The organism is Amycolatopsis sp. cmx-4-54, assembly GCF_046548895.1.
Taxonomy (GTDB): Bacteria; Actinomycetota; Actinomycetes; order Mycobacteriales; family Pseudonocardiaceae; genus Amycolatopsis.
In genome coordinates this window covers 334,743-356,216 of record NZ_JAEBEJ010000006.1, presented here as the reverse complement: position 1 = coordinate 356,216, position 21,474 = coordinate 334,743, and the positions used below count along the sequence as shown (strand labels likewise).

General features: G+C 67.7%; 23 protein-coding genes and 3 tRNA genes. 4 read left to right on the top strand and 22 right to left on the bottom strand.

The genetic code is table 11. The annotated features are described in order from the left end of the window. Positions 1-8: 8 nt before the first annotated feature. The 9 genes from ACLJQ7_RS22275 to rplJ all read right to left on the bottom strand — a co-directional run bounded on the left by ACLJQ7_RS22275 (position 9) and on the right by rplJ (position 8,833). On the bottom strand, positions 9-1,187 hold the full coding sequence (locus ACLJQ7_RS22275) for an MCE family protein (RefSeq protein WP_410650116.1): 1,179 nt from the start codon (positions 1,185-1,187) through the stop codon (positions 9-11). Further along, on the bottom strand, positions 1,184-2,170 hold the full coding sequence (locus tag ACLJQ7_RS22270; RefSeq protein WP_410650115.1) for an MCE family protein: 987 nt from the start codon (positions 2,168-2,170) through the stop codon (positions 1,184-1,186). The genes ACLJQ7_RS22275 and ACLJQ7_RS22270 overlap by 4 nt, the downstream gene beginning before the upstream one ends. After that, positions 2,167-3,198, bottom strand: coding sequence for an MCE family protein (locus ACLJQ7_RS22265; RefSeq protein WP_410650114.1), 1,032 nt, complete (start codon positions 3,196-3,198; stop codon positions 2,167-2,169). Before ACLJQ7_RS22265 ends, ACLJQ7_RS22270 begins: the two co-directional genes overlap by 4 nt. Beyond that, entirely contained in the window at positions 3,195-4,538 is a 1,344-nt protein-coding gene (locus ACLJQ7_RS22260) for an MCE family protein (RefSeq protein WP_410650113.1), read from the bottom strand. Before ACLJQ7_RS22260 ends, ACLJQ7_RS22265 begins: the two co-directional genes overlap by 4 nt. Then, positions 4,535-5,371 carry an MlaE family ABC transporter permease gene (locus ACLJQ7_RS22255; RefSeq protein WP_063274319.1) on the bottom strand — a complete coding sequence of 279 codons (837 nt, stop codon included), beginning with the start codon at positions 5,369-5,371 and terminating at the stop codon, positions 4,535-4,537. Before ACLJQ7_RS22255 ends, ACLJQ7_RS22260 begins: the two co-directional genes overlap by 4 nt. A 3-nt stretch (positions 5,372-5,374) precedes the next feature. Further along, positions 5,375-6,127, bottom strand: coding sequence for an MlaE family ABC transporter permease (locus ACLJQ7_RS22250; protein ID WP_125791473.1), 753 nt, complete (start codon positions 6,125-6,127; stop codon positions 5,375-5,377). A gap of 38 nt (positions 6,128-6,165) precedes the next feature. Further along, positions 6,166-7,335, bottom strand: a complete 1,170-nt coding sequence (locus ACLJQ7_RS22245) for an ABC transporter ATP-binding protein (protein WP_410650112.1) — start codon at positions 7,333-7,335, stop codon at positions 6,166-6,168. A 512-nt stretch (positions 7,336-7,847) separates the two neighbouring features. After that, a complete protein-coding gene (rplL, locus tag ACLJQ7_RS22240) occupies positions 7,848-8,234 on the bottom strand; it encodes a 50S ribosomal protein L7/L12 (protein WP_276366348.1) in 387 nt (128 codons plus the stop codon). Positions 8,235-8,281: 47 nt separating this feature from the next. Next, positions 8,282-8,833, bottom strand: a complete 552-nt coding sequence (gene rplJ / locus ACLJQ7_RS22235) for a 50S ribosomal protein L10 (RefSeq protein ID WP_276366346.1) — start codon at positions 8,831-8,833, stop codon at positions 8,282-8,284. A gap of 328 nt (positions 8,834-9,161) precedes the next feature. Between rplJ and ACLJQ7_RS22230 the strand changes: the two genes are divergently transcribed. Beyond that, entirely contained in the window at positions 9,162-10,007 is an 846-nt protein-coding gene (locus ACLJQ7_RS22230) for a hypothetical protein (protein ID WP_410650111.1), read from the top strand. Positions 10,008-10,134: 127 nt separating this feature from the next. Here ACLJQ7_RS22230 and ACLJQ7_RS22225 read toward each other — a convergent pair whose 3' ends face one another. The 6 genes from ACLJQ7_RS22225 to ACLJQ7_RS22200 all read right to left on the bottom strand — a co-directional run bounded on the left by ACLJQ7_RS22225 (position 10,135) and on the right by ACLJQ7_RS22200 (position 13,749). After that, positions 10,135-10,899 (bottom strand): alpha/beta fold hydrolase, encoded by a 765-nt coding sequence (locus ACLJQ7_RS22225; protein WP_410650110.1) that lies wholly within the window; start codon positions 10,897-10,899, stop codon positions 10,135-10,137. Positions 10,900-10,976: 77 nt separating this feature from the next. Then, positions 10,977-11,690, bottom strand: a complete 714-nt coding sequence (gene rplA / locus ACLJQ7_RS22220) for a 50S ribosomal protein L1 (protein WP_410650109.1) — start codon at positions 11,688-11,690, stop codon at positions 10,977-10,979. 81 nt (positions 11,691-11,771) lie between these two features. After that, on the bottom strand, positions 11,772-12,206 hold the full coding sequence (rplK, locus tag ACLJQ7_RS22215; RefSeq protein ID WP_020633284.1) for a 50S ribosomal protein L11: 435 nt from the start codon (positions 12,204-12,206) through the stop codon (positions 11,772-11,774). Positions 12,207-12,284: 78 nt separating this feature from the next. Beyond that, positions 12,285-13,118 (bottom strand): transcription termination/antitermination protein NusG, encoded by an 834-nt coding sequence (gene nusG / locus ACLJQ7_RS22210; RefSeq protein ID WP_410650108.1) that lies wholly within the window; start codon positions 13,116-13,118, stop codon positions 12,285-12,287. A 78-nt stretch (positions 13,119-13,196) separates the two neighbouring features. After that, positions 13,197-13,649 (bottom strand): preprotein translocase subunit SecE, encoded by a 453-nt coding sequence (gene secE, locus ACLJQ7_RS22205; protein WP_007031001.1) that lies wholly within the window; start codon positions 13,647-13,649, stop codon positions 13,197-13,199. 27 nt (positions 13,650-13,676) lie between these two features. After that, a tRNA-Trp gene (locus ACLJQ7_RS22200) sits at positions 13,677-13,749 on the bottom strand. Between the two features lie 206 nt (positions 13,750-13,955). On the opposite strand from ACLJQ7_RS22200, the gene ACLJQ7_RS22195 reads away from it, so the two are divergent. Together ACLJQ7_RS22195 and ACLJQ7_RS22190 are read left to right on the top strand one after the other, a co-directional pair. Continuing rightward, positions 13,956-15,185 (top strand): pyridoxal phosphate-dependent aminotransferase, encoded by a 1,230-nt coding sequence (locus ACLJQ7_RS22195; protein WP_410650107.1) that lies wholly within the window; start codon positions 13,956-13,958, stop codon positions 15,183-15,185. Next, positions 15,182-16,078: a TIGR03619 family F420-dependent LLM class oxidoreductase gene (locus ACLJQ7_RS22190; protein ID WP_410650106.1), complete on the top strand. Its 897-nt coding sequence runs from the start codon at positions 15,182-15,184 to the stop codon at positions 16,076-16,078. Before ACLJQ7_RS22195 ends, ACLJQ7_RS22190 begins: the two co-directional genes overlap by 4 nt. A gap of 37 nt (positions 16,079-16,115) precedes the next feature. Here ACLJQ7_RS22190 and ACLJQ7_RS22185 read toward each other — a convergent pair whose 3' ends face one another. Further along, entirely contained in the window at positions 16,116-16,265 is a 150-nt protein-coding gene (locus tag ACLJQ7_RS22185) for a hypothetical protein (protein WP_410650105.1), read from the bottom strand. 117 nt (positions 16,266-16,382) lie between these two features. Here ACLJQ7_RS22185 and ACLJQ7_RS22180 point away from each other — a divergent pair, with 117 nt between their 5' ends. Then, a complete protein-coding gene (locus tag ACLJQ7_RS22180) occupies positions 16,383-17,315 on the top strand; it encodes an SGNH/GDSL hydrolase family protein (protein ID WP_410650298.1) in 933 nt (310 codons plus the stop codon). 68 nt (positions 17,316-17,383) lie between these two features. Here the strand turns inward: ACLJQ7_RS22180 and ACLJQ7_RS22175 are convergent, their stop codons facing one another. The 6 genes from ACLJQ7_RS22175 to ACLJQ7_RS22150 form a co-directional block, all read right to left on the bottom strand. Further along, positions 17,384-17,788, bottom strand: coding sequence for a MaoC family dehydratase (locus ACLJQ7_RS22175; RefSeq protein WP_410650104.1), 405 nt, complete (start codon positions 17,786-17,788; stop codon positions 17,384-17,386). Continuing rightward, positions 17,785-18,234: a MaoC family dehydratase N-terminal domain-containing protein gene (locus ACLJQ7_RS22170; RefSeq protein ID WP_410650103.1), complete on the bottom strand. Its 450-nt coding sequence runs from the start codon at positions 18,232-18,234 to the stop codon at positions 17,785-17,787. The genes ACLJQ7_RS22175 and ACLJQ7_RS22170 overlap by 4 nt, the downstream gene beginning before the upstream one ends. An 88-nt stretch (positions 18,235-18,322) precedes the next feature. Then, positions 18,323-18,487, bottom strand: a complete 165-nt coding sequence (rpmG, locus tag ACLJQ7_RS22165) for a 50S ribosomal protein L33 (RefSeq protein WP_005152047.1) — start codon at positions 18,485-18,487, stop codon at positions 18,323-18,325. A gap of 45 nt (positions 18,488-18,532) precedes the next feature. After that, positions 18,533-18,605: transfer RNA gene (locus tag ACLJQ7_RS22160), tRNA-Met, on the bottom strand. A 50-nt stretch (positions 18,606-18,655) separates the two neighbouring features. Further along, positions 18,656-18,728: transfer RNA gene (locus tag ACLJQ7_RS22155), tRNA-Thr, on the bottom strand. A gap of 79 nt (positions 18,729-18,807) precedes the next feature. Then, a complete protein-coding gene (locus ACLJQ7_RS22150; protein WP_410650102.1) occupies positions 18,808-21,423 on the bottom strand; it encodes a putative bifunctional diguanylate cyclase/phosphodiesterase in 2,616 nt (871 codons plus the stop codon). Positions 21,424-21,474: the final 51 nt, after the last annotated feature.

Here is a 21,474-nt window from a genome sequence, read left to right as displayed (position 1 = left end):
GCAACGCATCACTTCGCCGCCGTTCCGTAGAGCTGACCGGCGATGGGCAGCGGCAGCGGCGGCAACTGGCCCGCCTGCGAAGACTGGATCACCTGCGCGATCGACGGCAGCGGCACCAGCCCGTCGACCAGTCCGGCGACCCCCTTGCAGGCGTCGCCCAGCGCGTCGAGCGCGTCCGGGGTCTGCTTGAGCAGGTTGCACACCATCACCAGCGGCGGCTGGGTGAGCTCGTTGAGGTTGGCTCGCGCGTCGAGCGTTCCCGACGAGGCGTTGTAGGTGTTGACCAGGTTCCCGAGGCCGACCGGGGCGACGTCGAGGATCTCGGCGAGCGCGCCGCGCTGGTCCACGAGGACCTTGGTCACACTGGCCAGCTTGTCCACATTGGACTTGAGCCGGTCGCGGTTCTTCTCGATGAACGCCTGCACCGCGGTGAGCGTGTCGGACAGCTGCTTCACCGTGGCCGAGAGGTTTTCCCGTTCGCCCGCGAGGAATCCGCTGACGTCGGCGAGTTGCCGTTCGAAGTCACGGACCTGCTGGTCGCTGTTCACCAGCGTCTGCGAGAAGGAACCGAGGTTCTCGACGGTCTTGAACAGGTCGTCCTTGTTGCCGGACAACGTGCCCGCGGCCTGCCCGAGTTTCGTGATCGTGTCGTGCAGCGCCTGCCCGTTGCCGTCGAAGTTCTTCGCGGCGGTGTCGAGCAGGTTCGACAGCGAACCGTTCTTGTTGGCACCGTTGGGCCCGAGCGACCTGCTGACCCGGGAAAGGCTGGCGGCGAGCTCGTCGACTTCCAGCGGGACCTCGGTGCGGTCGAGCCCGATGACGGCGCCGTCGGCGATCCGCGGCCCGCCCTTGTAGGCCGGGGCGAGCTGGACGTAGCGGTCACTGACCAGCGACGGCGACACGATGATCGCCTTCGCGTCCGCGGGCACGGCCACCGAACGGTCGTACTCGAGTTCGACGCGGACCTGGTTGCCCATCGGCTGGATCTTGGTGACCTTGCCCATGTCGACGCCGAGCATGCGGACACTGTTGCCTTCGTAGAGGCCGACGGTGCCGGCGAAATACGCGGTCACGTGGTTGCGGCCGGCGTCCTTGAGCGTCCACCACAGCGCGCCGGCGACGACCAGCGCGAGCACGATCGCGATGGTGAAGCCGCGCGCGAGGCTGGAACCGAGACGGGTACTCATTTCTCGTAGCACCCCTTGTCGTTGATCGGCCCGAACGACGGCAGGACCAGTCCGCAGATGTAGTTGTCGAACCAGCGGCCGTTGCCGATCGTGTTCGTGAACACGCGGATGAACGGCGCGAACCGCGCGATGCCCTGGCCGAGGGCGTCCTGGTTGCGCTGGAGCATCGAGGTCAGCTGGTCGAGCTGGGTGAGCACCGGGTCGAGCTGTGCGTCGTTGTCGTCGACCAGGCCCTTGAGCTGGGTGGCGAGGTTGCGCGAACCGTCCAGCAACGCGGAGATCGCTTCCTTGCGCTTGGCCACCTCGCCGAGCAGCTTGTTGCCGTCGGCCAGGAGCTTCTCGAACTCGGCGTCGCGGTCGACGAGCGTCTGCGAGACCTGCCGCGTGTTCGCGAGCAGGCTCGACAGCTGCGAGTCACGCTTGGCGATGGTGTCCGAAAGCCGCGAAAGGCCGTTCAAGGCGCCCTTCACGTCGGCCGGGGTGTCCGCGAAGGTCTCCGTGATGACGTCGAAGCTCTTCGCCAGCTGCGTCGTGTCGATGTCGTCGACGGTCTGCGAGAGCCCGCGGAAGGCGTCGAGGACGTCGAACGGCGACATCGTGCGCTCGCGCGGGATCGTCGCGCTCGGGTCGAGCGTGCGCTGCCCCTGCGGGTCGAGCGCCAGGTACTTCTGCCCGAGCACGGTCTTGATCTTGATGGCCGCGCTGGTCTTGTCACCCAGCCAGGCGTCCTTGACCTTGAAGGAGATCCGGACCTTGTCGCCGTCGAGCTTGATCTCGGAGACCTTGCCGACCTTCACGCCCGCGACCCGCACGTCGTTGTCCTCCTGCAGGCCCGAAGCCTCGCTGAAGTCCGCGGAGTACGTCGTCCCGCCGCCGATGACCGGCAGGTCCTCGGAGTTGAGCGCGGCGAGGAAACCCAGCAGCAGCACCGAGATGCCGACCAGCGCGATCGGGATCGGATTGCGTTTCTGGAACGACTTCATGCCGTGCACCTCGCCCGGTTCACCGGCAGCAGCGGCAGGTTGATCGGCTCGTTGATCAGCGGAGGCAGGGCGACGGCTCCCGTCAGCTCACAGGCGAAGAAGTTGAACCAGGAGCCGTAGTCGGCGGTGCGGGTCAGCGCCGTCACCTTCTGCGGCAGGAACTGGATGAAATGCTCGACGATCGGCTGGCTGTCGTTGAGGTTCTTCGTCAGCGTGCCGAGCGCGGCGATGTCCTGCTTGAGCGGCTCACGGGCCTCACCGAGGAGACCCGACGTCGTCTCGGCGAGGGTGCCGAGCGATTCGATGGCGTCGCCGATCGGCTCGCGGTCCGCGGCCAGCCCGGAGACCAGCTGCTGCAGCTTGACGATCAGGTCGTTCAGCTGCGGCGTGTGCGCGTTGACCGTGTCGAGCACCGAGTTCAGGTTGTCGATGACCTCGCCGATCACCTTGTCCTTGTCGGCGATCGTGGTGGCCAGCGACGCGGTGTGCTTCAACAGGCTTTCGACCGTGCCGCCCTCGCCCTGAAGGACCTGGATGACCTCGTAGGACAGCTTGTTGATGTCGTCCGGGTTGAGCGCGGTGAACAGCGGCTTGAACCCGTTGAACAACTGCGTCAGGTCGAGCGCGGGCGTGGTCCGCTCCAGCGGGATGTTCCCGCCGGGCTCCAGTGTCTTGCCGGAGCTGTCGGTGCCCTGCCCGAGCGAGAGGTAGCGCTGGCCGACCAGGTTCCGGAACTTGATCTGCGCGGTCACCCCGGCGGGCAGCTTGCGGCCGGAGTCCACCTCGAACTCGATCTCGGCCTGACGCCGGTCGACGATGCGGACCTCTTTGACCTGCCCGACCCGGACACCGGCGATGCGGACGTCGTCGTTGGGCAGCACGAGGGTCGCGTCGCTGAACCGTGCCTTGTAGGCGTTGGTGCTGGTGGTGTTCACGTTGGCGATGCTGATGCCGAGGATCGTCGTGAACAGCACGGTGACGACGATGAAGGCACAGAGTTTGATCAGCGGAGCGAGCAATCCCCTCACTGGACGTGCACCTCCGCTCCTCGGTAGAGCGGCCCGACGAGCAGCGATCCCCAGCCGGGCACGTCCGAGGCGGTCATGCCGACCTGCGGGGCGACCAGCTGCGCGAGGAAGTCCGATTCGGACGCGCTGTACGACGGGCTACCGCCGGGCGCTCCCCCGCCGTTGCCGTTGTAGCCGCCGTAGTTCGCGAAGCCGTTCGACGGCGAAAGACCGTCGTTCGCCGAGCGTGCCGGCGCCTTGACCGTGCTGCCGTCCTTGATCGGGCCGTCCGGCGGATACTGCGGGAACGGGTCCGGGAACTGCTTCAGGTCGTAACAGCGCGGACCGCGTTTGTCCTCGAACCGCGGCTCGTCCTTGCCGGGCAGGTACGGCCCGCGATTGACGGTGACCTCGATGGTCGCGTGCAGGCCCGGCCGGTCGGTGCCCTTGCCGAGGGCTTTGTCGATCTTCGGCAGGTTGGCCGCCATCTGCCCGATCACGCACGGGTACTCCGGCGCGTACTTCGCCAGCAGCTCCGCCGTCGGGCGGGCGGTGTCGGCGAGCCGGATCAGGTTGTCCGCGTTGTTCTGCAGGAACGTCTGCAGATCGACCGAGGCCTGGGTGACGCTGCCATAGAGGTTCGCCAGATTCATCTTCTGGTCCACCACGGTGCGGGTGGTGGTGCTCAGGTTGTCCAAGGTCTGCACCAGATCCGGGGCGACGGCGCCGAGGTTGTCCGAGAACTTCGCGAGTTCCTTGAGGTTCTGCTGGAGCTTGGGCTCGTGCGGGTTCAGCTCCCCGACGTAGCTGCCGAGCTGCGCGAGGGTGTCGCCGAGCTGGTCGCCGCGGCCGTTGAGCGCGGTCGAGATCGCCGAAAGCGTGCTCGACAGCTTCTGCGGCTGGACGGCCTGCAAGACCGGCATCAGATGGGCGAAGGCCTGCTCCAGCTCGACCGCGCCGGACGTGCGGTCCTGGGTGATCACGTCGCCTTCGGCGATCGTCTCCTCCGACGGCGCGTCCGGGATCTCGAGGGAAACGAAGCGCTCACCGAACAACGTCTTCGGCAGGAATCGCGCCGAAACGTTCTGGGGGATCAGTTTCGCCGACTCCGGATTCAGCGCGAGCGTGAGTTCGGCGCCGTCCGGGGTCGCGTTGATCTCCTTGACCGAGCCGACGATGAGCCCGCGGACCTTCACGTCGGACTGCTTCAGCAACTGGTTCCCGATGCTGCCCGACTGGAGCTTCACACTCACCACGGGAGTGAACGCCCGTTGGTACAGCGCGATGCTCAGCGCCACTCCGCCGATGAGCACGGCGACAAGCAACAGACCGAGAAGCCTGCGCCGGACTGTCGCGATCATCCTGCGATCCTCACCGTGACGTCGGTTCCCCAGATCGCGAAACCGATGAAGAAGTTCATGATGGACACCGTGACGATGCTCAGCCGGACCGCCTTGCCGACGGCCACGCCGACACCGGCGGGGCCGCCGGAGGCCCGGTAGCCGAAGTAACAATGCGACAGGATGATCAAGACGCTGAACAACAGCACCTTGATGAACGAATACAACACATCCTGTGGTGGTAGGAACAGGTCGAAGTAATGGTCGTAGGTACCCGCTGACTGGTTGTAGATGTAGATAACGACCAACCGGGACGCGAGATACGAACTCAGCAGGCCGATGACGTACAGCGGGATGACCGCGACGAAACCGGCGATGATCCGCGTGGTCACCAGGTACGGCAGGCTGGGCACGCCCATGACTTCGAGCGCGTCGATCTCCTCGGAGATCCGCATCGCGCCCAGCTGGGCGGTGAACCCGGCGCCGACCGTCGCCGAAAGCGCCAGGCCGGCGACCAGCGGCGCGATCTCACGGGTGTTGAAGAACGCGGTCAGGAAGCCGGTGAAGGCCGACGTGCCGATCGAGTTCAGCGCCGAATATCCCTGAAGACCGACGAGGACACCGGTGAACAGCGTCAGGCCGACCATTACGCCGACCGTGCCGCCGATGACCGCGAGCGAGCCGGAACCGAAGCTCACCTCGGCGAGTAGCCGCAGAACTTCTTTCATGTAGCGGCGAAGCGTCCTCGGCGTCCACAGCAACGCGCGGCCGTAGAACGACATCTGGTCACCGAGGTTGTCCAGAGTCTGCAAAGGACGGTTGGCAACCCCCTTGGCGCGGGTAAGGAAGGTCATGCGTCAGTCCAGCTTTCCGGGCACGATCTGCAGGTAGATCAGCGTGATCACGAAGTTCACCACGAACAGCATGAGGAACGTGATGACGACCGACTGGTTCACCGCGTCCCCGACGCCCTTCGGGCCGCCGGACGGATTCAGTCCCCGGTAAGCGGCGACGACCCCGGCGATGAAGCCGAAGATCAGCGCCTTCAGCTCGCCGACCCACAGGTCCGGCAGCTGGGCCAGCGCGGAGAAGCTCGCCAGGTACGCGCCCGGCGTCCCGCCCTGGAGGACGACGTTGAAGAAGTAGCCGCCGAGCACGCCGATGACGCTGACCATGCCGTTCAGCAGGAGGGCGATCAGCATCATCGCGAGCACGCGCGGCACGATCAGGCGCTGCACCGCGGAGACACCGAGCACCTCCATGGCGTCGATCTCTTCACGGATCGTCCGCGCGCCGATGTCGGCGCAGACGGCGCTACCACCGGCGCCCGCGACCAGCAGTGCCGTGACCAGCGGACTGGCCTGCTGCACGGTGGCGAGCACCGACCCGGCGCCCGTGTAGGACTGGGCGCCGAGCTGGCGGGCGAGCGAACCGAACTGAAGCGAAATGACCGCGCCGAACGGGATCGCGACGAGCGCCGTCGGCAGGATCGTGACGCTCGCGATGAACCAGGCCTGCTGGATGAACTCCCGCAGCTGGAACGGGCGCTGGAAGATGCCACGAACGATGTCGAGGCCGAGAGCGAACAGGTTCCCGGTCTCGCGCAACATGCCGATCCCGGGAATCTTCGCCGATGAAGCGGAAGAGCTCACGCGCCACCTGACCCCGGATCTTGTGGCCGCAAGCGGTGGTTGCCTGTTCTCCCGGGATGCGGGATGTGGGCGACCTGGTCGTCGGGCAACTGGCCCTGGTGGTGGTTCGGCATCGAGGTCTCGGCCGGCGCCGACCGGTGGCCTGCGGTCGCGAGCCGCTGCGGGCGGACACCGTAGTGCTGCTGCTCCTCCGGGGAGAGCGACTCGATGATGCTCTGCTGCGCCTCGTTCGGCAGGCCGTGCAGGATCTGCATGACCCGGTCCTTGCGGCGGACCGCGCCCATCCGGGTCGGCACGCCGGGCGTCGGCTGCATCTGCGGCGGCACCCCGCTGACGTCCTCGACCCCGCCCGCGTGGTGACCGGCCTCGAACATCGCGCGCTCGGCGGCGAGCTGGGCCGAGTCCTTCTCCTCGCTCATGCCGATGGGGCCGTCCATCTTGCCGTTGAGGAACTGCTTGACGACCGGCTCCTCGCTGGTCAGCAGCACCTCGCGCGGGCCGAACATGACCAGTTCCTTGCGGAAGAGCATGCCGAGGTTGTCCGGAACGGTGCGGGCGAGGTTGATGTTGTGCGTGACGATCAGGAACGTCGCGTCGATCTGCGCGTTGACGTCCAGGAAGAGCTGGGAGATGTAGGTGGTGCGGACCGGGTCGAGACCGGAGTCCGGCTCGTCGACCAGGATGATCTGCGGGTCCAGCACCAGGGCGCGGGCGAGGCCGGCACGTTTGCGCATACCGCCGGAGATCTCGCCGGGCAGCTTCTTGTCGGCGCCGTTGAGACCGGTCATCTCGAGCTTCTCGAGCACGATCCGGCGGACCTCGGTCTCCGACTTCTTCGTGTGCTCGCGCAGGGGGAACGCCACGTTGTCGTAGAGGTTCATCGAGCCGAAGAGCGCGCCGTCCTGGAACAGGACGCCGAAGAGCTTGCGCACCTCGTAAAGCTGGTGTTCGGAGCACGTCACGATGTCGACGCCGTTGATCATGCACCGGCCCTTGTCGGGCTTGAGCAGACCGATCATCGACTTCAAGAAGACGGACTTACCGGTTCCGGACGGGCCGAGCATCGCCGAAACCTCGCCCGGAGGCAGGGTCAGCGTGACGTCCCGCCAGATGGCCTGCTTACCGAAGGACTTGGAAAGACCTTCGATGACCACCTCGGCACCCATCGCACCTCCAGGAGCTGTTCCGCGTCGTCGCGCACTGCCGTCCCGTGCCACTGGCCCGGGAGGACGCATGCGTTCGCGCAGCGATACCCGCGTCAACCAGGTGCAACGAGCTGAGTGCGAACAGGTTACTCACCAGTTTTCTTTTCTGGCCAGACCCGCGGGTAACTTTTCGCGCAGCCCGCCGCCTGCCCGTGCGCCGCTTGCAGCACCGTAGTGCACGTCACTCCCGTACGCAGATCCACGACCTGCCCCTGCCCAGGTCGGATCGCGATTAGGGGGCTAAACGCAGGTCAGGTGCCCCGGCCGCCCTCCGCGCCACGCGGATCGCGATTAGGGGGCTAAACGCAGGTCGGCTGCCCCGGCCGCCCCCAGGTGCTTAGCGTGGCTACGCGTCGCGATTAGGGGGCTAAACGCAGGTCGGGGCGGAGGGGCGGGAGACGGCGAAGGGGCGGGCATCCGTGTGGATGCCCGCCCCTTCGGCGGTGCTGCGGTAGGCGCTGACGCGCCCGGGATCACTTGATGGTGATCTTGGCGCCCGCGGCCTCGAGCTTCTCCTTGGCGGCCTCGGCGGCCTCCTTGTCGACCTTCTCCAGGAGGGCCTTGGGAGCGGCCTCGACCAGCTCCTTGGCCTCCTTCAGGCCCAGACCGGAGACGACCTCACGGACGACCTTGATGACCTGGATCTTCTTTTCACCGGCGGACTCGAGAACGACGTCGAACTCGTCCTGCTCCTCGGCGGCCGCGGCGGGGGCGGCACCCGGGGCGGCGGCGACGACGGCAGCCGGGGCGGCCGCGGTCACGTCGAAGGTGGTCTCGAATTCCTTCACGAACTCGGACAGCTCAAGAAGGGTGAGCTCCTTGAAGGCGTCGATCAGCTCGGTGGTGCTCAGCTTCGCCATGGTGGCTTTCCTCTCTGAAACGAACTAAAAGTTCGGGGTGGGGGTGTTCAGCTCTCGGCGGGTGCTTCGGCTGCTTCGGTACCGGCGTTGCGCTGCTTGTCCTCCAGCGCGGCAGCCAGGCGGGCGACCTGGGACGCCGGCGCCTGGAACAGCGCGGCGGCCTGGGACAGCTTCGCCTTGAACGCGCCCGCCGCCTTGGCGAGCAGGACCTCACGGCTGTCGAGATCGGCGATCTTGGTGATCTCGTCCACGGACAGCGTCTTGCCGTCCATGTAGCCGCCCTTGATCACAAGCGCGTTGTTGTCCTTCGCGAAGTCGCGAAGCGCCTTCGCGGCGTCAACAGCTTCACCTTCGACGAAGGCGATCGCGGTCGGGCCGACGAACAGGTCTTCAAGGCCCTCGATGCCCGCGTCCGTGGCGGCACGCTTGACGAGGGTGTTCTTCGCGACCCGGTACTTGGCACTGGTGCCGAGAGCGCGGCGCAGCTGGGACAGCTGGGACACGGAGAGGCCGGTGTACTGGGTAACGACTGTGGCCGAGCTGCTGCGGAAGCTCTCCGCGATCTCGGCGACGGCCGCCTCCTTGTCGGGCTTCGCCATGGTCGCCTCCTCTCTTGGCTAGTGGTCCACTGGCCTTGAGAGCCCTGAAACGACGAAACGCCCCAGCGCAGACAGGCGCGGGGCGTCAGGGCACACGACGATATGCGTCGTGGACGAGCCTCGTTCCTCCTGCGCGGGTCGCCCGCCCTAGCGGGGCCTTCGTTCTCCAGGCCAGATGACCGGGAGAAGACCAGCGGTCTTCGGTAGAACCTTGACAAGGGTACGTGACCCTGTTTCGGCCTCCGCACGGGCCCCTGCCGGATCGCGTTTAGCCCGCTAAACGCGACCGGCGGAGTGCGCGGGCGGGCTCGCGAGGCATCATGGTGACGTGGCGGAGCAGCGTGATGACGGAAAGCCGGACAACGAGCCCGGCACGGACATCGAGCCCAAGGCGGGAGGTCAGCCCGCGCCCCGGCTGGACGAGGAGCAACTGCGCCAGTTCCAGCAGTTTCAGCAGTTTCAGGACTATCTGAAGTTCACCGAGGCACAGCAGCAGGGCCTCGTGCCGACGCAGCCCGCGCAGCCGATGACCCAGCACTACGCAGGACAGCCTCCGGCACCTCCGGGACCGCCGCCCGGCGAACTCGTCAAGGCCCCTCGGCCGCGCACTCCGCGCTGGCTGCGACGCCTGGGCTGGAAGCTCCTCGCCTGGGTGATCGTGATCCTGCTGATCTGCATCGGCGCGACCATCGCCTACCGGCAGATCTTCCCCAGCGACGCCGGGGAGGACACGGCGACGTTCGTCCAGGGCGGCGGGGGCAAGCACCGCACCAACCAGGTTCTTTCGACCAACCCGTGGGAGGCGGTGCGGGCCATCTACGACACGATCGGCAAGCCGTACCCGCCTGCCACCCGCGTCGAAAAGGTCTGCCTGTCGATGAGCGAACAGGCGCAGGCCCAGTTCGCCCGCGACCTCGGCTACCCGGACTGTGCGACCGCTGTCCCGGCCCTGAACGCGAAGGTCACCGACATCACGCCGTACATCTACGCGGTGCGCCCGATGTCGAGCGTGGTCCCGCGGCAGAACCTGACGATCCACTCGTGCTGGTACACCATCCGCGGCGGTCCCCTGCTGGGCAGCTTCACCCTGCAGGAAGTCGAGATGGGCCAGTGGCTGATCACCGGGCACGCGAACTCCCCCGACCCCTGCCCCGCCCCGCCCACCGGCAACTGACCTGGGCGTTTCAACTTCAGATCGCGATTAGGGGGCTAAACGCAGGTCGGCCACCGGATCACGATTAGCCCGCGAAACGCAGGTCGGGCGCCGGATCGCGATTAGGGGGGGCTAAACGCACGTCCGGTCAGAGGTCGTGCGAAGTGAGGAAGCCGGTCAGCGCGGAGCCGAAGGCGGGGTGCATGACGGCGGCCATGTGGTCGCCCGGGACGCGGACGAGGCGGGCACCGGCGATGGCGGCGGCCAGGCGTTCGGGTTCCGCGGCCAGCGGGTCGGTGTCCCCCGCCAGGATCAGGGTCGGCACCGCGATCGCCGTCAGGTCCAGTTTCGGGTTCGCCGTCCCGCGCGCGACGGCCGCCAGCGCGATCCGGTCGGCCCGCAGAGCGTCGGCCAGCATCCGAAACGGCGCCGAAGACGCCGGGAGCGTCGAAGGGTCCGAAGCGAGCAGTGCCTCGCTGATCGCCTCAGGCGTGACGACGCGGGTGTCCACGCCGCCGAAGTCGACGATCCCCGAACCGACCCCACCGATCGCGAGACACCGGATCCGCGGGTCGGCGGCCACCGCGCCGAGCGCGATCATCGCGCCCATCGAGTAGCCGACCATCGACACCTCGTCGAGGTTCAGCGTGTCGAGCAGCGCCGAAACGTCGCGGACCATCGCGTCGTCGCCGTAGCTCGCCTCGTCGTGCGGTTTCGCCGACCGTCCGTGGCCGCGCGCGTCCAGGCTGATCACGGTCAGCCCCGCGTCCTGGAGGGTGTCGACGACGCCCGGCGCGATCCAGTTGGCGTTCGTGTCCGCGGCGAAGCCGTGTTGCAGCAGTACCGGACGCCCTCGGCCTTCCCAAACGGTGTAGCTCAGCTGAAGCCCGTCGAACGACGCGAAGGTAGGCATGCCCTCCAGCAAACACGAAAAAGGGGCGGCCCCGCCGTAGCGGGACCGCCCCCTTCTCAGTGATGTCTAACTCAGACTCACGCTTCCTCGGAGAGGAGGTTGCGGGTCCGGGCGGGGTCGACCGGGATACCCGGGCCCATCGTCGTGGAGACGACGACCTTGCGCAGGTAACGGCCCTTCGCCGACGACGGCTTGGCGCGGAGGACCTCGTCCAGCGCGGCCGCGTAGTTCTCCACCAGCTTCTCGGTGTCGAACGAGGCCTTGCCGATGACGAAGTGCAGGTTGGCCTGCTTGTCCACGCGGAAGTTGATCTTACCGCCCTTGATGTCCGCCACGGCCTTCGCGACCGCGGGGGTCACGGTGCCGGTCTTCGGGTTCGGCATCAGGCCACGCGGGCCGAGGATGCGGGCGATACGGCCGACCTTCGCCATCTGGTCCGGCGTCGCGATCGCGGCGTCGAACTCGAGCCAGCCACCCTGGATGCGCTCGATCAGTTCGTCGGTGCCGACCACGTCCGCGCCGGCGGCCTCGGCCTCGGCGGCCTTGTCACCAACGGCGAAAACGATGACGCGGGCGGTCTTACCGGTGCCGTGCGGCAGGTTCACGGTGCCGCGGACCATCTGGTCGGCCTTGCGAGGGTCGACACCGAGGCGCATGGCGACCTCGACGGTGGCGTCCATCTTCGCGGAGGAAGTCTCCTTGGCCAGCTTCGCGGCCTCGAGCGGGGCGTAGAGCCGCTCGCGGTCCACCAGCTCAAGAGCCTTGCGGTAGGCCTTGCTGTGCTTGGGCATTGCTTCTGTCCTTAACTCTTCAACGGATCAGTGTGGTGTTGGAGCCAGCACTGGCTCTCCCACGGTGGTGCTGGGTGGTGCTCAGTCGACGACCGTGATGCCCATCGAGCGGGCGGTGCCGGCGATGATCTTCGCGGCCTGGTCGATGTCGTGCGCGTTCAGGTCGGATTCCTTGGTCTTCGCGATGTCGCGGACCTGGTCCCAAGTGACCTTGGCGACCTTGGTCTTGTGCGGCTCGCCGGAACCCTTCTCCACGCCCGCGGCCTTCAGCAGCAGCTTCGCGGCCGGCGGCGTCTTGAGCTTGAAATCGAACGAACGGTCTTCGTACACGGAGATCTCGACCGGGACGACGTCCCCGCGCTGCGACTCGGTCGCGGCGTTGTAGGCCTTGCAGAACTCCATGATGTTGACGCCGTGCTGACCCAGCGCGGGGCCGACCGGCGGCGCGGGGTTGGCCGCACCCGCCTTGATCTGCAGCTTGATGATCGCCGCAAGCTTCTTCTTCTTGGGTGGCATTTCGTTTGTTCCTTCTTACTGACTTGAGTCCCCCGCACACCTGCCAGTACGCGGGGACTGCCGGCCGTCTGGCGGCCGTCAGATCTTGGAGACCTGGTTGAACGACAGCTCGACCGGGGTCTCCCGGCCGAAGATCGACACCAGGACCTTCAGCTTCTGTCCGTCCACGTTGACCTCGGAGATCGTCGCGGGCAGCGTGGCGAACGGGCCGTCCATGACGGTGACCGACTCGCCGATCTCGAAGTCGACCTCGACCGCGGGGCCGCCCAGCTGCGACTCGGAAGCGGCGGCCTCGCCCTTGCCGGACTTGGCGGGCGCGGCCGTCTCGACCTTGGGCGCGAGGAACTTGAGCACCTCGTCCACGGTCAGCGGCGACGGACGCGACGTGGCTCCGACGAACCCGGTGACACCCGGCGTGTTGCGCACCGCGCTCCACGAGGCGTCGTTCAGGTCCATGCGGACCAGGATGTAGCCGGGCAGCACCTTGCGCTGCACCTGCTTGCGCTGGCCGTTCTTGATCTCGGTAACCTCTTCGGTCGGGACCTCGATCTGGAAGATGTAGTCCTCGACGTCCAGCGTCTGGGTCCGGGTCTCGAGGTTGGTCTTCACCTTGTTCTCGTAACCCGCGTACGAGTGCACGACGTACCACTCGCCGGGAGCGGCGTTGAGTTCCGCGCGCATCTTCGCGACCGGGTCGACGTCCTCGTCGGCTTCGGCGGCGGTGTCGTCGGCTGCGTTGTCGTCGGTCTCGTCGGACGCGACATCTCCGGCTTCGTCGACCTCGTCGCCTGCGGCGGGCACCTCGACGGAGTCCAGGTGCTCGGACTGCTCGTCGCCGAGTGCCGCGTGCACCTGCTCGTCGGAAAGCTCGGTCAGCTCATGACCGGCTGCTGTGCCGTTGTCGGAGGTCACGTTCCGTCCTCTCAGTTGATCGGTTGCCGTGGCGCAGGGCAGGCGTGCGGCGCCGCTCAGGCCCCGCGACCGGCTGCCTCAGCTGCCGAAGACGGCACCGACGACCTCTTTGAAGGCCAGGTCGAGGCCGCTCACCAGCGCCACCATGAACACCACGAAGACCAGCACCACCGCGGTGTAGGTGACCATCTGCTTGCGGTTCGGCCAGATGACCTTGCGCAGCTCGGCCCAGACCTCACGGATGAAGCGCATGAGCCGGGCGAAGATCGACGCCTGCTTCGGCTTGCGGTCGCGCTTCGGGGTCGCCGTGCCTTTGGCGTCCTTGGACTTCTCGGTCTTGTCCCCGGCCTTCGCCTTGCCGGCGGGGCGGGTCTTGTCGTCCGACTTGGCGTCGGCCTTGCCGGACGGGCGCGCGGACGCACGGCGCTCACGCCGGGCAGCGGCGGTCACCGGGCGGGACTGCTCGTCGGGCTTCTGCCCGGCGCCGTCCTGCGCCTTCTCACCGCTGGCGTCGCTGTCGCTCACGACCACTCCTCCGCCTTCACCAGTTCGCTTACGCAGGGGTGACAGGACTTGAACCTGCAACCTGCGGTTTTGGAGACCGCTGCTCTGCCAATTGAGCTACACCCCTTTGGAACCCCGATGCTCCGGAGCTCCCGAGGACGCATTCCATCGTCCCCACCGCCGTGGCGGGGATGACCGTAGTGCGTTCCGAGACCAGAAGTCTACGGCAACCCCCGAACAGCTTCGCAACCGCGCCCCTCAAAGCGGCGCGGAGCAGCCTTCCGCGGGGAAACTCCCCCACGGCCGACCCCATGATCGTGCCACGATGTCGCCATGAGCGCTCCCGCACCCTCGCCTTCGCCGGCTTCGCGCGTCTCGGCCCGCATCGGCGGCATCACGCCCTCGGCCACGCTGGCCGTCGACGCGAAGGCCCGGGAGCTCAAGGCGCAGGGCCGTCCGGTGATCGGGTTCGGTGCCGGGCAGCCGGACTTCCCCACCCCGGCCAACGTGCTCGAAGCCGCCGAAGCGGCCGTCCGGGACAAGGTCAATCACGGCTACACGGCCGCGGGCGGGCTCCCGGAGTTGCGCGAGGCGATCGCGGCGAAGACCGTCCGCGACTCCGGGTTCGAGGTCGACCCGAGCCGCGTCCTGGTGACCAACGGCGGCAAGCAGGCGGTCCACTCGGCGTTCGCGACGCTGCTCGACCCCGATGACGAGGTGCTGCTGCCCGCGCCGTACTGGACGACGTACCCGGAGTCGATCGCCCTCGCCGGCGGTGTCGCGGTGCAGGTCACGGCCGACGAGACGACGGGTTACCTGGTCACCGTCGAGCAGCTCGAAGCCGCCAGGACACCGCGCACGAAGGTGCTCCTGTTCGTGTCGCCGTCGAACCCGACCGGCGCGGTGTACCCGCGTGAGCAGGTCGAGGCGATCGGGCGCTGGGCGCACGAGAACGGTCTCTGGGTCATCACCGACGAGATCTACGAGCACCTGGTCTACGACGGCGCGGAAGCGCCTTCGCTGCCCGTCCTGGTCCCGGAGCTCGCCGACCGCACGATCGTCCTCAACGGCGTCGCGAAGACGTACTCGATGACCGGCTGGCGGGTGGGCTGGCTGCTCGGTCCGCACGACGTGGTCAAGGCGGCGACGGCGTACCAGTCACACTTGTGCGGCAACGTTTCCAACGTGGCGCAACGAGCCGCGCTGGCCGCGGTGAGCGGCCCGCTCGACGCCGTTTTCGCGATGCGCGAAGCCTTCGATTCCCGGCGCAAGACCGCGCTTTCCCTGCTTTCCGAGATCCCCGGCGTCGAGACTCCGGTGCCGCTCGGCGCCTTCTACGTTTATCCGTCGGTGAAAGCCTTGCTGGGCAAGGAGATCCGCGGCGAACGCCCGGCCGACACGGTGGCGCTGGCCGATCTGATCCTGCGCGAGGCCGAGGTCGCCGTGGTGCCCGGCGAAGCGTTCGGGACGCCAGGATACTTCCGGATTTCCTACGCGCTGGACGAAAACGATCTCGCCGAAGGGATCTCCAGGATGGGCCGGCTGCTCGCGGAAGCACGGTGACCGTGATGCGCTTGGGAATCGCTCTTCCGCAGTATGGTCCCCTCGCGTCGATGGACGCCGTCACCGGTTTCGCCGCGGCCGCCGAGGAGCTCGGGTACGAATCCTTGTGGGTCGGGGATCGTGTGCTGGCCCCAGTGTCGCCGTCGGACTTCTATCCCGGCGGCACGCCCGAACGGCCGTACCCGCCCGAGTTCGTCACCTTCGCCGATCCGCTGATCCTGCTGACCGTCGCCGCGAGCGTCACGAACAGGGTCCGGCTGGGCACCAGCACACTCACCGGCACGGTGTATCCGGCCGTCGTGCTCGCCAGGATGCTCACTTCACTGGATCAGGTGAGCGGTGGGCGGCTGGACGTCGGCCTGGGTATCGGCTGGCTCCGCGACGAGTACACGGCCACGGGCACGCCCTGGAAGGGGCGCGGCAGGCAACTGGAGGAGCTTCTCGACGTTCTCGGGAAGTTCTGGACCGACGACCCGGTCGAGCACGAGGGCGAACGCTGGCGGATCCCGGCGTCGAAGGTGGGCTTGCGACCGGCGCAGAGCCCGCATCCGCCGGTCCTGCTCGGCGGGCTGTCGCCGGTGGCGCTGGACCGCGTCGGCCGCCGCGCGAACGGCTGGCTTCCCGCGGGGCTGCCCGCGCCGTATTTGGCGAAGCTCTGGAAGACCGTGGTGAGCGCGGCCGAGAAGGCGGGCCGAGATCCCGGCACGTTGCGGCGGGTCCTGCGGATCAACCCGAAGCCCGGAACCGATCTCCAAGACGTCGCCGCGCAGCTCGAGGCGGCTGCCGAGACCGGGATCGCCGAAGCCTTCGTCGACCCGCACTATCTCGCGCGGGACGTCGGCCACGCCCTCGATCTCGCCGCCGGACTGCGCGACCTCGTCCCCCGCGACTGAGGGCCCTCCCCGTTCGCCGGGAAGGGCCTTCAGCAGGTCAGGACGCGCCGTCGGCGAGCTGGACGAGCGCGTGGGCCTTCGCCGCGTACTTCCAGTTGCCGAGGTCCCGGATGGTCTTGATCTTGAGCTCGGCGAGGAGTTCGTCATGCTTCTTCGTCAGGCCTTCGAGGGCGGACGGGAGGCTCACGGTTTTCGCCTTTCCTCGGGGCAGGTACGGGCATCACCCTGAACGTGATCCACGTCTCAGGCAACCGGAGATCACCCGTTCACGCGTCGTTCACCGACGAGCGGACCGATGACAAAGGTGACCCAGGTCGCGTACAACGAACGGGTGACGCAGCGAAGAACGGGCGGAGGCTGCCTCTTCCTGGTGATCGTGCTGTCCGTCCTGGGGATCGCCTACCACCTGTGGGAGCGTGGGACGTCGGTGACGCCTGCGGGCGTCACCACTTCGGATGGCTCAGGCCGGTACATCGCGCTGGGGGATTCCTACACGGCTTCGCCGGGCACCGGACGGCCCGTGGGCGCGCCGCCGGGCTGCGACCGCTCGGACAACAACTACCCGAGCCTGCTCGCCGCGAAGCTGCGCCCGGCCGAGTTCGTCGACGCCAGCTGTAGCGGCGCCACGACCGAACACCTCACCGGCGAGCAGAAGACCCGGGACGGCACGAACGCTCCGCAGCTCGACGTCATCGACGGCGACACGACCCTGGTGACCGTCGGGATCGGCGGCAACGACGTGGGCTTCGTCGGCTTCGCGAGCCAGTGCGCGACGCAGGTGCAGACCGCTTCGCCCTGCAAGACCCAGCTGACCGCGGGCGGGCGCGACCAGTTGGCCGAGCGGATCGCCGCCGCGGCGGGGCGTTTCGGCGGGATTCTGGACCAGATCCGCGCGAAGGCCCCTTCGGCGCGCATCGTGGTCGTGGGGTACCCGACAGTGCTGCCGGACGACGACGCCGGTTGCTGGCCGGTACTGCCGGTCGGCGCGGGGGACGTGGCCTACTTCCGCGACTCACTGAAGCGACTGAACGAGGCGTTGCAGGAGAAGGCGAAGGAGCACGAAGCGGGCTTCGCCGACATGTCGACAGCGAGCAAGGGGCGGGACATGTGCAGCGCCGCGAACCGGCGCTGGGTCGAAGGCCCCGCTCCTTCCGTGCCCGCGGCGGCGCTGCACCCGAACGCGCGGGGCGCGGAAGGGATGGCGGAGGTCATCGAGAAGCTGCTGAAGGTCGCGTAGGGCAGCGAGGACGTTGTGAAAGCCACTTTCGCAACGTTGAACGTTGCGAAAGTGGCTTTCACAACCCGTCAGACGCGGACGACCGCCTGCGCCTTGCCCAGGACGGCCTTGCCCTCGAACTTGGCGGTGATGTCGACGCGGGCGGTGCCGTCGTCGTTGACCACGGCGACCTTCCCGGTGAACTCGATTGTCGCCACGCCGTCGTTCGGCACGACCACGGGGCGCGTGAAGCGCGCGAAGTAGTCGACGAGGCGGCCGGGGTCGCCCAGCCAGTCGGTGACGAGGCGCGCCCCGAGCGCCATGGTCAGCATCCCGTGCGCGATGACGTCGGGAAGGCCGACTTCCTTGGCGAAGGCCTCGTTCCAGTGAATGGGGTTGAAGTCCTGCGACGCGCCGGCGTAGCGCACCAGCTGGTCGCGGGTGACGTCGATGGTCAGCGGCGTCAGTTCTTCCCCGGCCGTGAACGTGCTCACGCGTCCTCCCCTCGGACCACGAGCTGGGCGTTCGTGGTGGCGATCGGGCCGCCGTCGGCGCCGGAGATCTCGGCGCGCAGGTTGATGAAGTCGTTCCCGGCGCGGGTCATGATGTTGTCGATGTGCGTGGTGAGCGACAGGACGTCACCCGCGTGCACCGGCCGCGTGTAGGTGAACCGCTGGTCGCCGTGGACCATCCGCGAATAGTCCAGACCCAGCTCGGGGTCCGAGACGATCGCGTTGATCGAGGCGAGGTTGATGATCGTCAGGAACGTCGGCGGGGCGATGACGTCGGGGTAGCCGGCCGCCTTCGCCGCTTCGGTGTCGCGGAAGAGCGGGTTCGCGTCGCCGAGCGCGTCGGCGAACTCCCGGATCTTCTCGCGACTCACTTCATAGGTACTGGTCGGCGGGTACACCCGCCCGGTGAACGACTGGTCCAAGGCCACCCGAGCAGGCTACCGAACCCGAAAAATACCCGAAGCCGCCCTGGTGACCAGGACGGCTTCGGGTGAGACAGGTAGAACCGCCAGACGCTCAGCGGGTCTCTTTGTGAGTCCGGTGCGTACCGCAGTTCGGGCAGAACTTCTTCATCTCCAGGCGATCCGGGTTGTTGCGCCGGTTCTTCTTGGTGATGTAGTTGCGGTGCTTGCACTCCTCACACGCGAGCGTGATCTTCGGTCGCACGTCAGTGGCAGCCACAGCATTTCCTTCTCTACTAGGCCTGGGATACCCAGGATTACCGCGTAGCGGTGGCCGGACTTGAACCGGCGACACAGCGATTATGAGCCGCTTGCTCTGCCAGCTGAGCTACACCGCCCTTACATAACCCTAACCGCGACACGCTTGCGTGACGCGGTTGAGGTTGCGAGCCCCTTTACGGAATCGAACCGTAGACCTTTTCCTTACCATGGAAACGCTCTACCGACTGAGCTAAAGGGGCCTTGCCCTCTCGCGAGGACTTGGAAAGACTAGCAGGCCGGTTAAGGGGCCTTGACCGGGGGCCCGGTTATCGCGAAACCTCAGGTCAGCAGGGTCAGGACGGTCTCGGAGTGTCGACCCGGCGAGCGTGCCGTACGGGCCTGCAGCCACGCCTCCAGGCGGTCCTCCGGCAGCGGCCGGGAGATGAGGTAGCCCTGCGCCACGTCACACCCCATCGCCTCCAGCTGATCCCGCGCGACGTCCTCCTCGACGCCCTCCGCCACGACCGTTAGGCCGAGCGAGTGGCCCAGCTCGACGATGGAGCGCACGACGGCGAGGTCGCCGAGGTCGGTGCCCATGCCGAGCACGAAGCTCTTGTCGATCTTGACCTGGTCGACCGGGAGCTGCCGCAGGTACGCCAGCGACGAGTAACCGGTGCCGAAGTCGTCGACGGCGAGCACGATGCCCAGCGAGTGCAGCTCCCGCAGGATCGGCAGCGCCTTCTGCGGGTCGGACATCACACCGGACTCGGTCAGCTCGAAGGTGAGCAGCTCGGGCGGGATGCCGAAGCGGTCGAGTTCGCGCGCGACCTTCGTCGGGAAGTCCTCGTCGGCCAGGTTCCGCACCGACAGGTTCACCGCGGCGGAGATGCGCAGGCCCTCGTCGAGCCACTTGCGCACCCGCTTCAACGACTCTTCGAGCACGAACGAAGTCAGGACGCCGATGAGGCCGGCGGCTTCGATCGCCGGGACGAACTCGTCGGGCCCGAGCCTGCCGAACTCCGGATGCACCCAGCGCACGAGCGCCTCGACGCCCTGGATCTGCCGGTTCGGCAAGGTGATCTTCGGCTGGTAGTGGACGCTCAGCTGGCCTTCTTCCAGCGACTGCCGGAACTGCGTGACCATCTGGAACCGGCGCATGAAGATCTGGCCCATGCTGGCCATGTAGCCGCGGACCTCTTCGCCGCCCTTGGTGGCGCGGACGGCGACGTCGGCGCGCTGCAGGAGCCCGTCGACGTCGACCTGGTCGTCGTCTTCCGCCGACGAAGTCGCGTAGCCGATCATCGCGTTGGCTTCGACGGAGAGCCGGTCCACCGGGTACGGGGCGACGAGTTCCGCGCGCAGCAGTTCCGCGGCGGCCTGGGCGCGCTCCGGCGCGCAGCCGACGAGGAGCGCCGCGAAGGACGCGCCTTCGAGCCTGGCGAGCGGGACGTCGGGGCCGAGCGCGTCGCGGATCCGGCGGCCCGCGGCGATGACCATCCGGTCGGCCCACACGTAGCCGAGCGCGTCGCTCACGGTGGAGAAGACGTCGAGGTCGATCCGGAGCACGACCGCGTCGACCTGTTCCCGCAACGGTTCCTTGGCGACCTGGCGGAAGCCCGGCCGGTTGAGCAGGCCGGTCAGCGGGTCGTGGTAGGCGTCGTGGCGCAGGGTCGCGAGGAGGCGCCGGTTGTCCAGCGACGTCGCGAGGTGGCTGGCCATCGTGCCGAGCAGCTGGACGTCGTACTTGCCGAACCCGCGCCAGCGGGACAGCCTGTCGTGCGCTTCGACGACGCCGAGGAGCTGGTTCGCGCTGCGCAACGGGACGACGAGCGCCTCCTGCGCGCCGCGGTCGAGCAACGCGGAGCGGACGTCGGGATTGGCTTCGGTGATCCGGAAGTGCCGGACGTGTGCGCCGGGCAGGCGCAACAGTGGGTCGTCGGCGGCCGGGTCGACGGGCGGCAGTTCGTCGCCCGCGACGACCATCCGCATGGTGTCCTTCGGTTCCAGCCGAAGCCTGAGCACGACGCGGCCGGCGGCGAGCTGGTCCTTGATGCGTTCGGCGATGGTCGCCCATTCGCGGACGTCGACCCCGCCGACGAGTTCGTCGGCTCGCCCGGCGGGCCGCGCGGCGGCCTGTTGACCGGATCGCGCGACCATCAGGCTCACGTCGGACAGCGCTTCCATGTCGCGCTGCTCGCGGAGCAGGTCGGAATACGCCCAGTACAAAGCGGTGAGCCCGAGGAAGACCGCCAGCACGAGCGGCCAGGCCTTCGGCGTCCCGGAAATGACCAAATATCCGGAAAGACCGACCGAAGCGTTGACGAAGCCGACGACGAGGATGCGGCCCGTCAGCCGGATCGCGGTGCTGACCCGCATGCGGCGGCGCAGCACGCGGACGGCGGCGAGCGCGAGCAGCGTGCTGACCAGCGGCGCGGTCAAAGTGCCCGCCAGCGCGGCGATCCAGGTCATGTCGTGGGCGCCGGAGGCCTGTTTCACCAGTCCTGCCACGGCGAACGCGCCGGTGATCTCCAGCAGGAAGGCGCCGGCGTTGTAGAGGACGCGGCCCGCGACCTTGCGGGCCAGCAGGGTCCCGATGCCCGCCGCGAGATGCGCGGCGAGCACGACTTCGAAGGGAGCGACGAAGAATCCGATGACCAGTGGGATCTCGGTGAACGAGATCGTCCACGAGATACCGCTGCGGACGTCGACGTTGATGCCGAGCTGTTCGGCCAGCAGGAACGCGAGCGCGAGGATCGGCCCGATCCACAGCAGGTCGTCCGAAGCCTCGAAGTCCAGCCAGAGGCTGACCGCGGCCGCGGCGGCGATGCCCATGGTGAGTACCGCGAAGGTGTAGACGCGGAATCGTCGCTCGTCGGTACGAGCCTCCGTAACGGCGCCTCCCTTGCCCGTTGCCGCCTGTGCGGCGCTCCCGGGCCTGCCGTTCGTGTCCGGCATCCGACCTTCCTTCCCGGCTGCCCAACCGGTCTTGTCCTACCGCGACCTCGG

Excerpts from the sequence above, each read along its gene's own strand:
- ACLJQ7_RS22275 (WP_410650116.1), bottom strand. The coding sequence starts at position 1,187 with ATGAGTACCCGTCTCGGTTCCAGCCTCGCGCGCGGCTTCACCATCGCG.
- rplK (WP_020633284.1), bottom strand. The coding sequence starts at position 12,206 with ATGCCACCCAAGAAGAAGAAGCTTGCGGCGATCATCAAGCTGCAGATC.
- ACLJQ7_RS22260 (WP_410650113.1), bottom strand. The coding sequence starts at position 4,538 with ATGATCGCGACAGTCCGGCGCAGGCTTCTCGGTCTGTTGCTTGTCGCC.
- rplA (WP_410650109.1), bottom strand. The coding sequence starts at position 11,690 with ATGCCCAAGCACAGCAAGGCCTACCGCAAGGCTCTTGAGCTGGTGGAC.
- ACLJQ7_RS22150 (WP_410650102.1), bottom strand. The coding sequence starts at position 21,423 with ATGCCGGACACGAACGGCAGGCCCGGGAGCGCCGCACAGGCGGCAACG.
- rplL (WP_276366348.1), bottom strand. The coding sequence starts at position 8,234 with ATGGCGAAGCTGAGCACCACCGAGCTGATCGACGCCTTCAAGGAGCTC.
- ACLJQ7_RS22250 (WP_125791473.1), bottom strand. The coding sequence starts at position 6,127 with ATGTTGCGCGAGACCGGGAACCTGTTCGCTCTCGGCCTCGACATCGTT.
- ACLJQ7_RS22195 (WP_410650107.1), top strand. The coding sequence starts at position 13,956 with ATGAGCGCTCCCGCACCCTCGCCTTCGCCGGCTTCGCGCGTCTCGGCC.
- ACLJQ7_RS22225 (WP_410650110.1), bottom strand. The coding sequence starts at position 10,899 with ATGCCTACCTTCGCGTCGTTCGACGGGCTTCAGCTGAGCTACACCGTT.
- rplJ (WP_276366346.1), bottom strand. The coding sequence starts at position 8,833 with ATGGCGAAGCCCGACAAGGAGGCGGCCGTCGCCGAGATCGCGGAGAGC.
- ACLJQ7_RS22270 (WP_410650115.1), bottom strand. The coding sequence starts at position 2,170 with ATGAAGTCGTTCCAGAAACGCAATCCGATCCCGATCGCGCTGGTCGGC.
- ACLJQ7_RS22245 (WP_410650112.1), bottom strand. The coding sequence starts at position 7,335 with ATGGGTGCCGAGGTGGTCATCGAAGGTCTTTCCAAGTCCTTCGGTAAG.
- ACLJQ7_RS22255 (WP_063274319.1), bottom strand. The coding sequence starts at position 5,371 with ATGACCTTCCTTACCCGCGCCAAGGGGGTTGCCAACCGTCCTTTGCAG.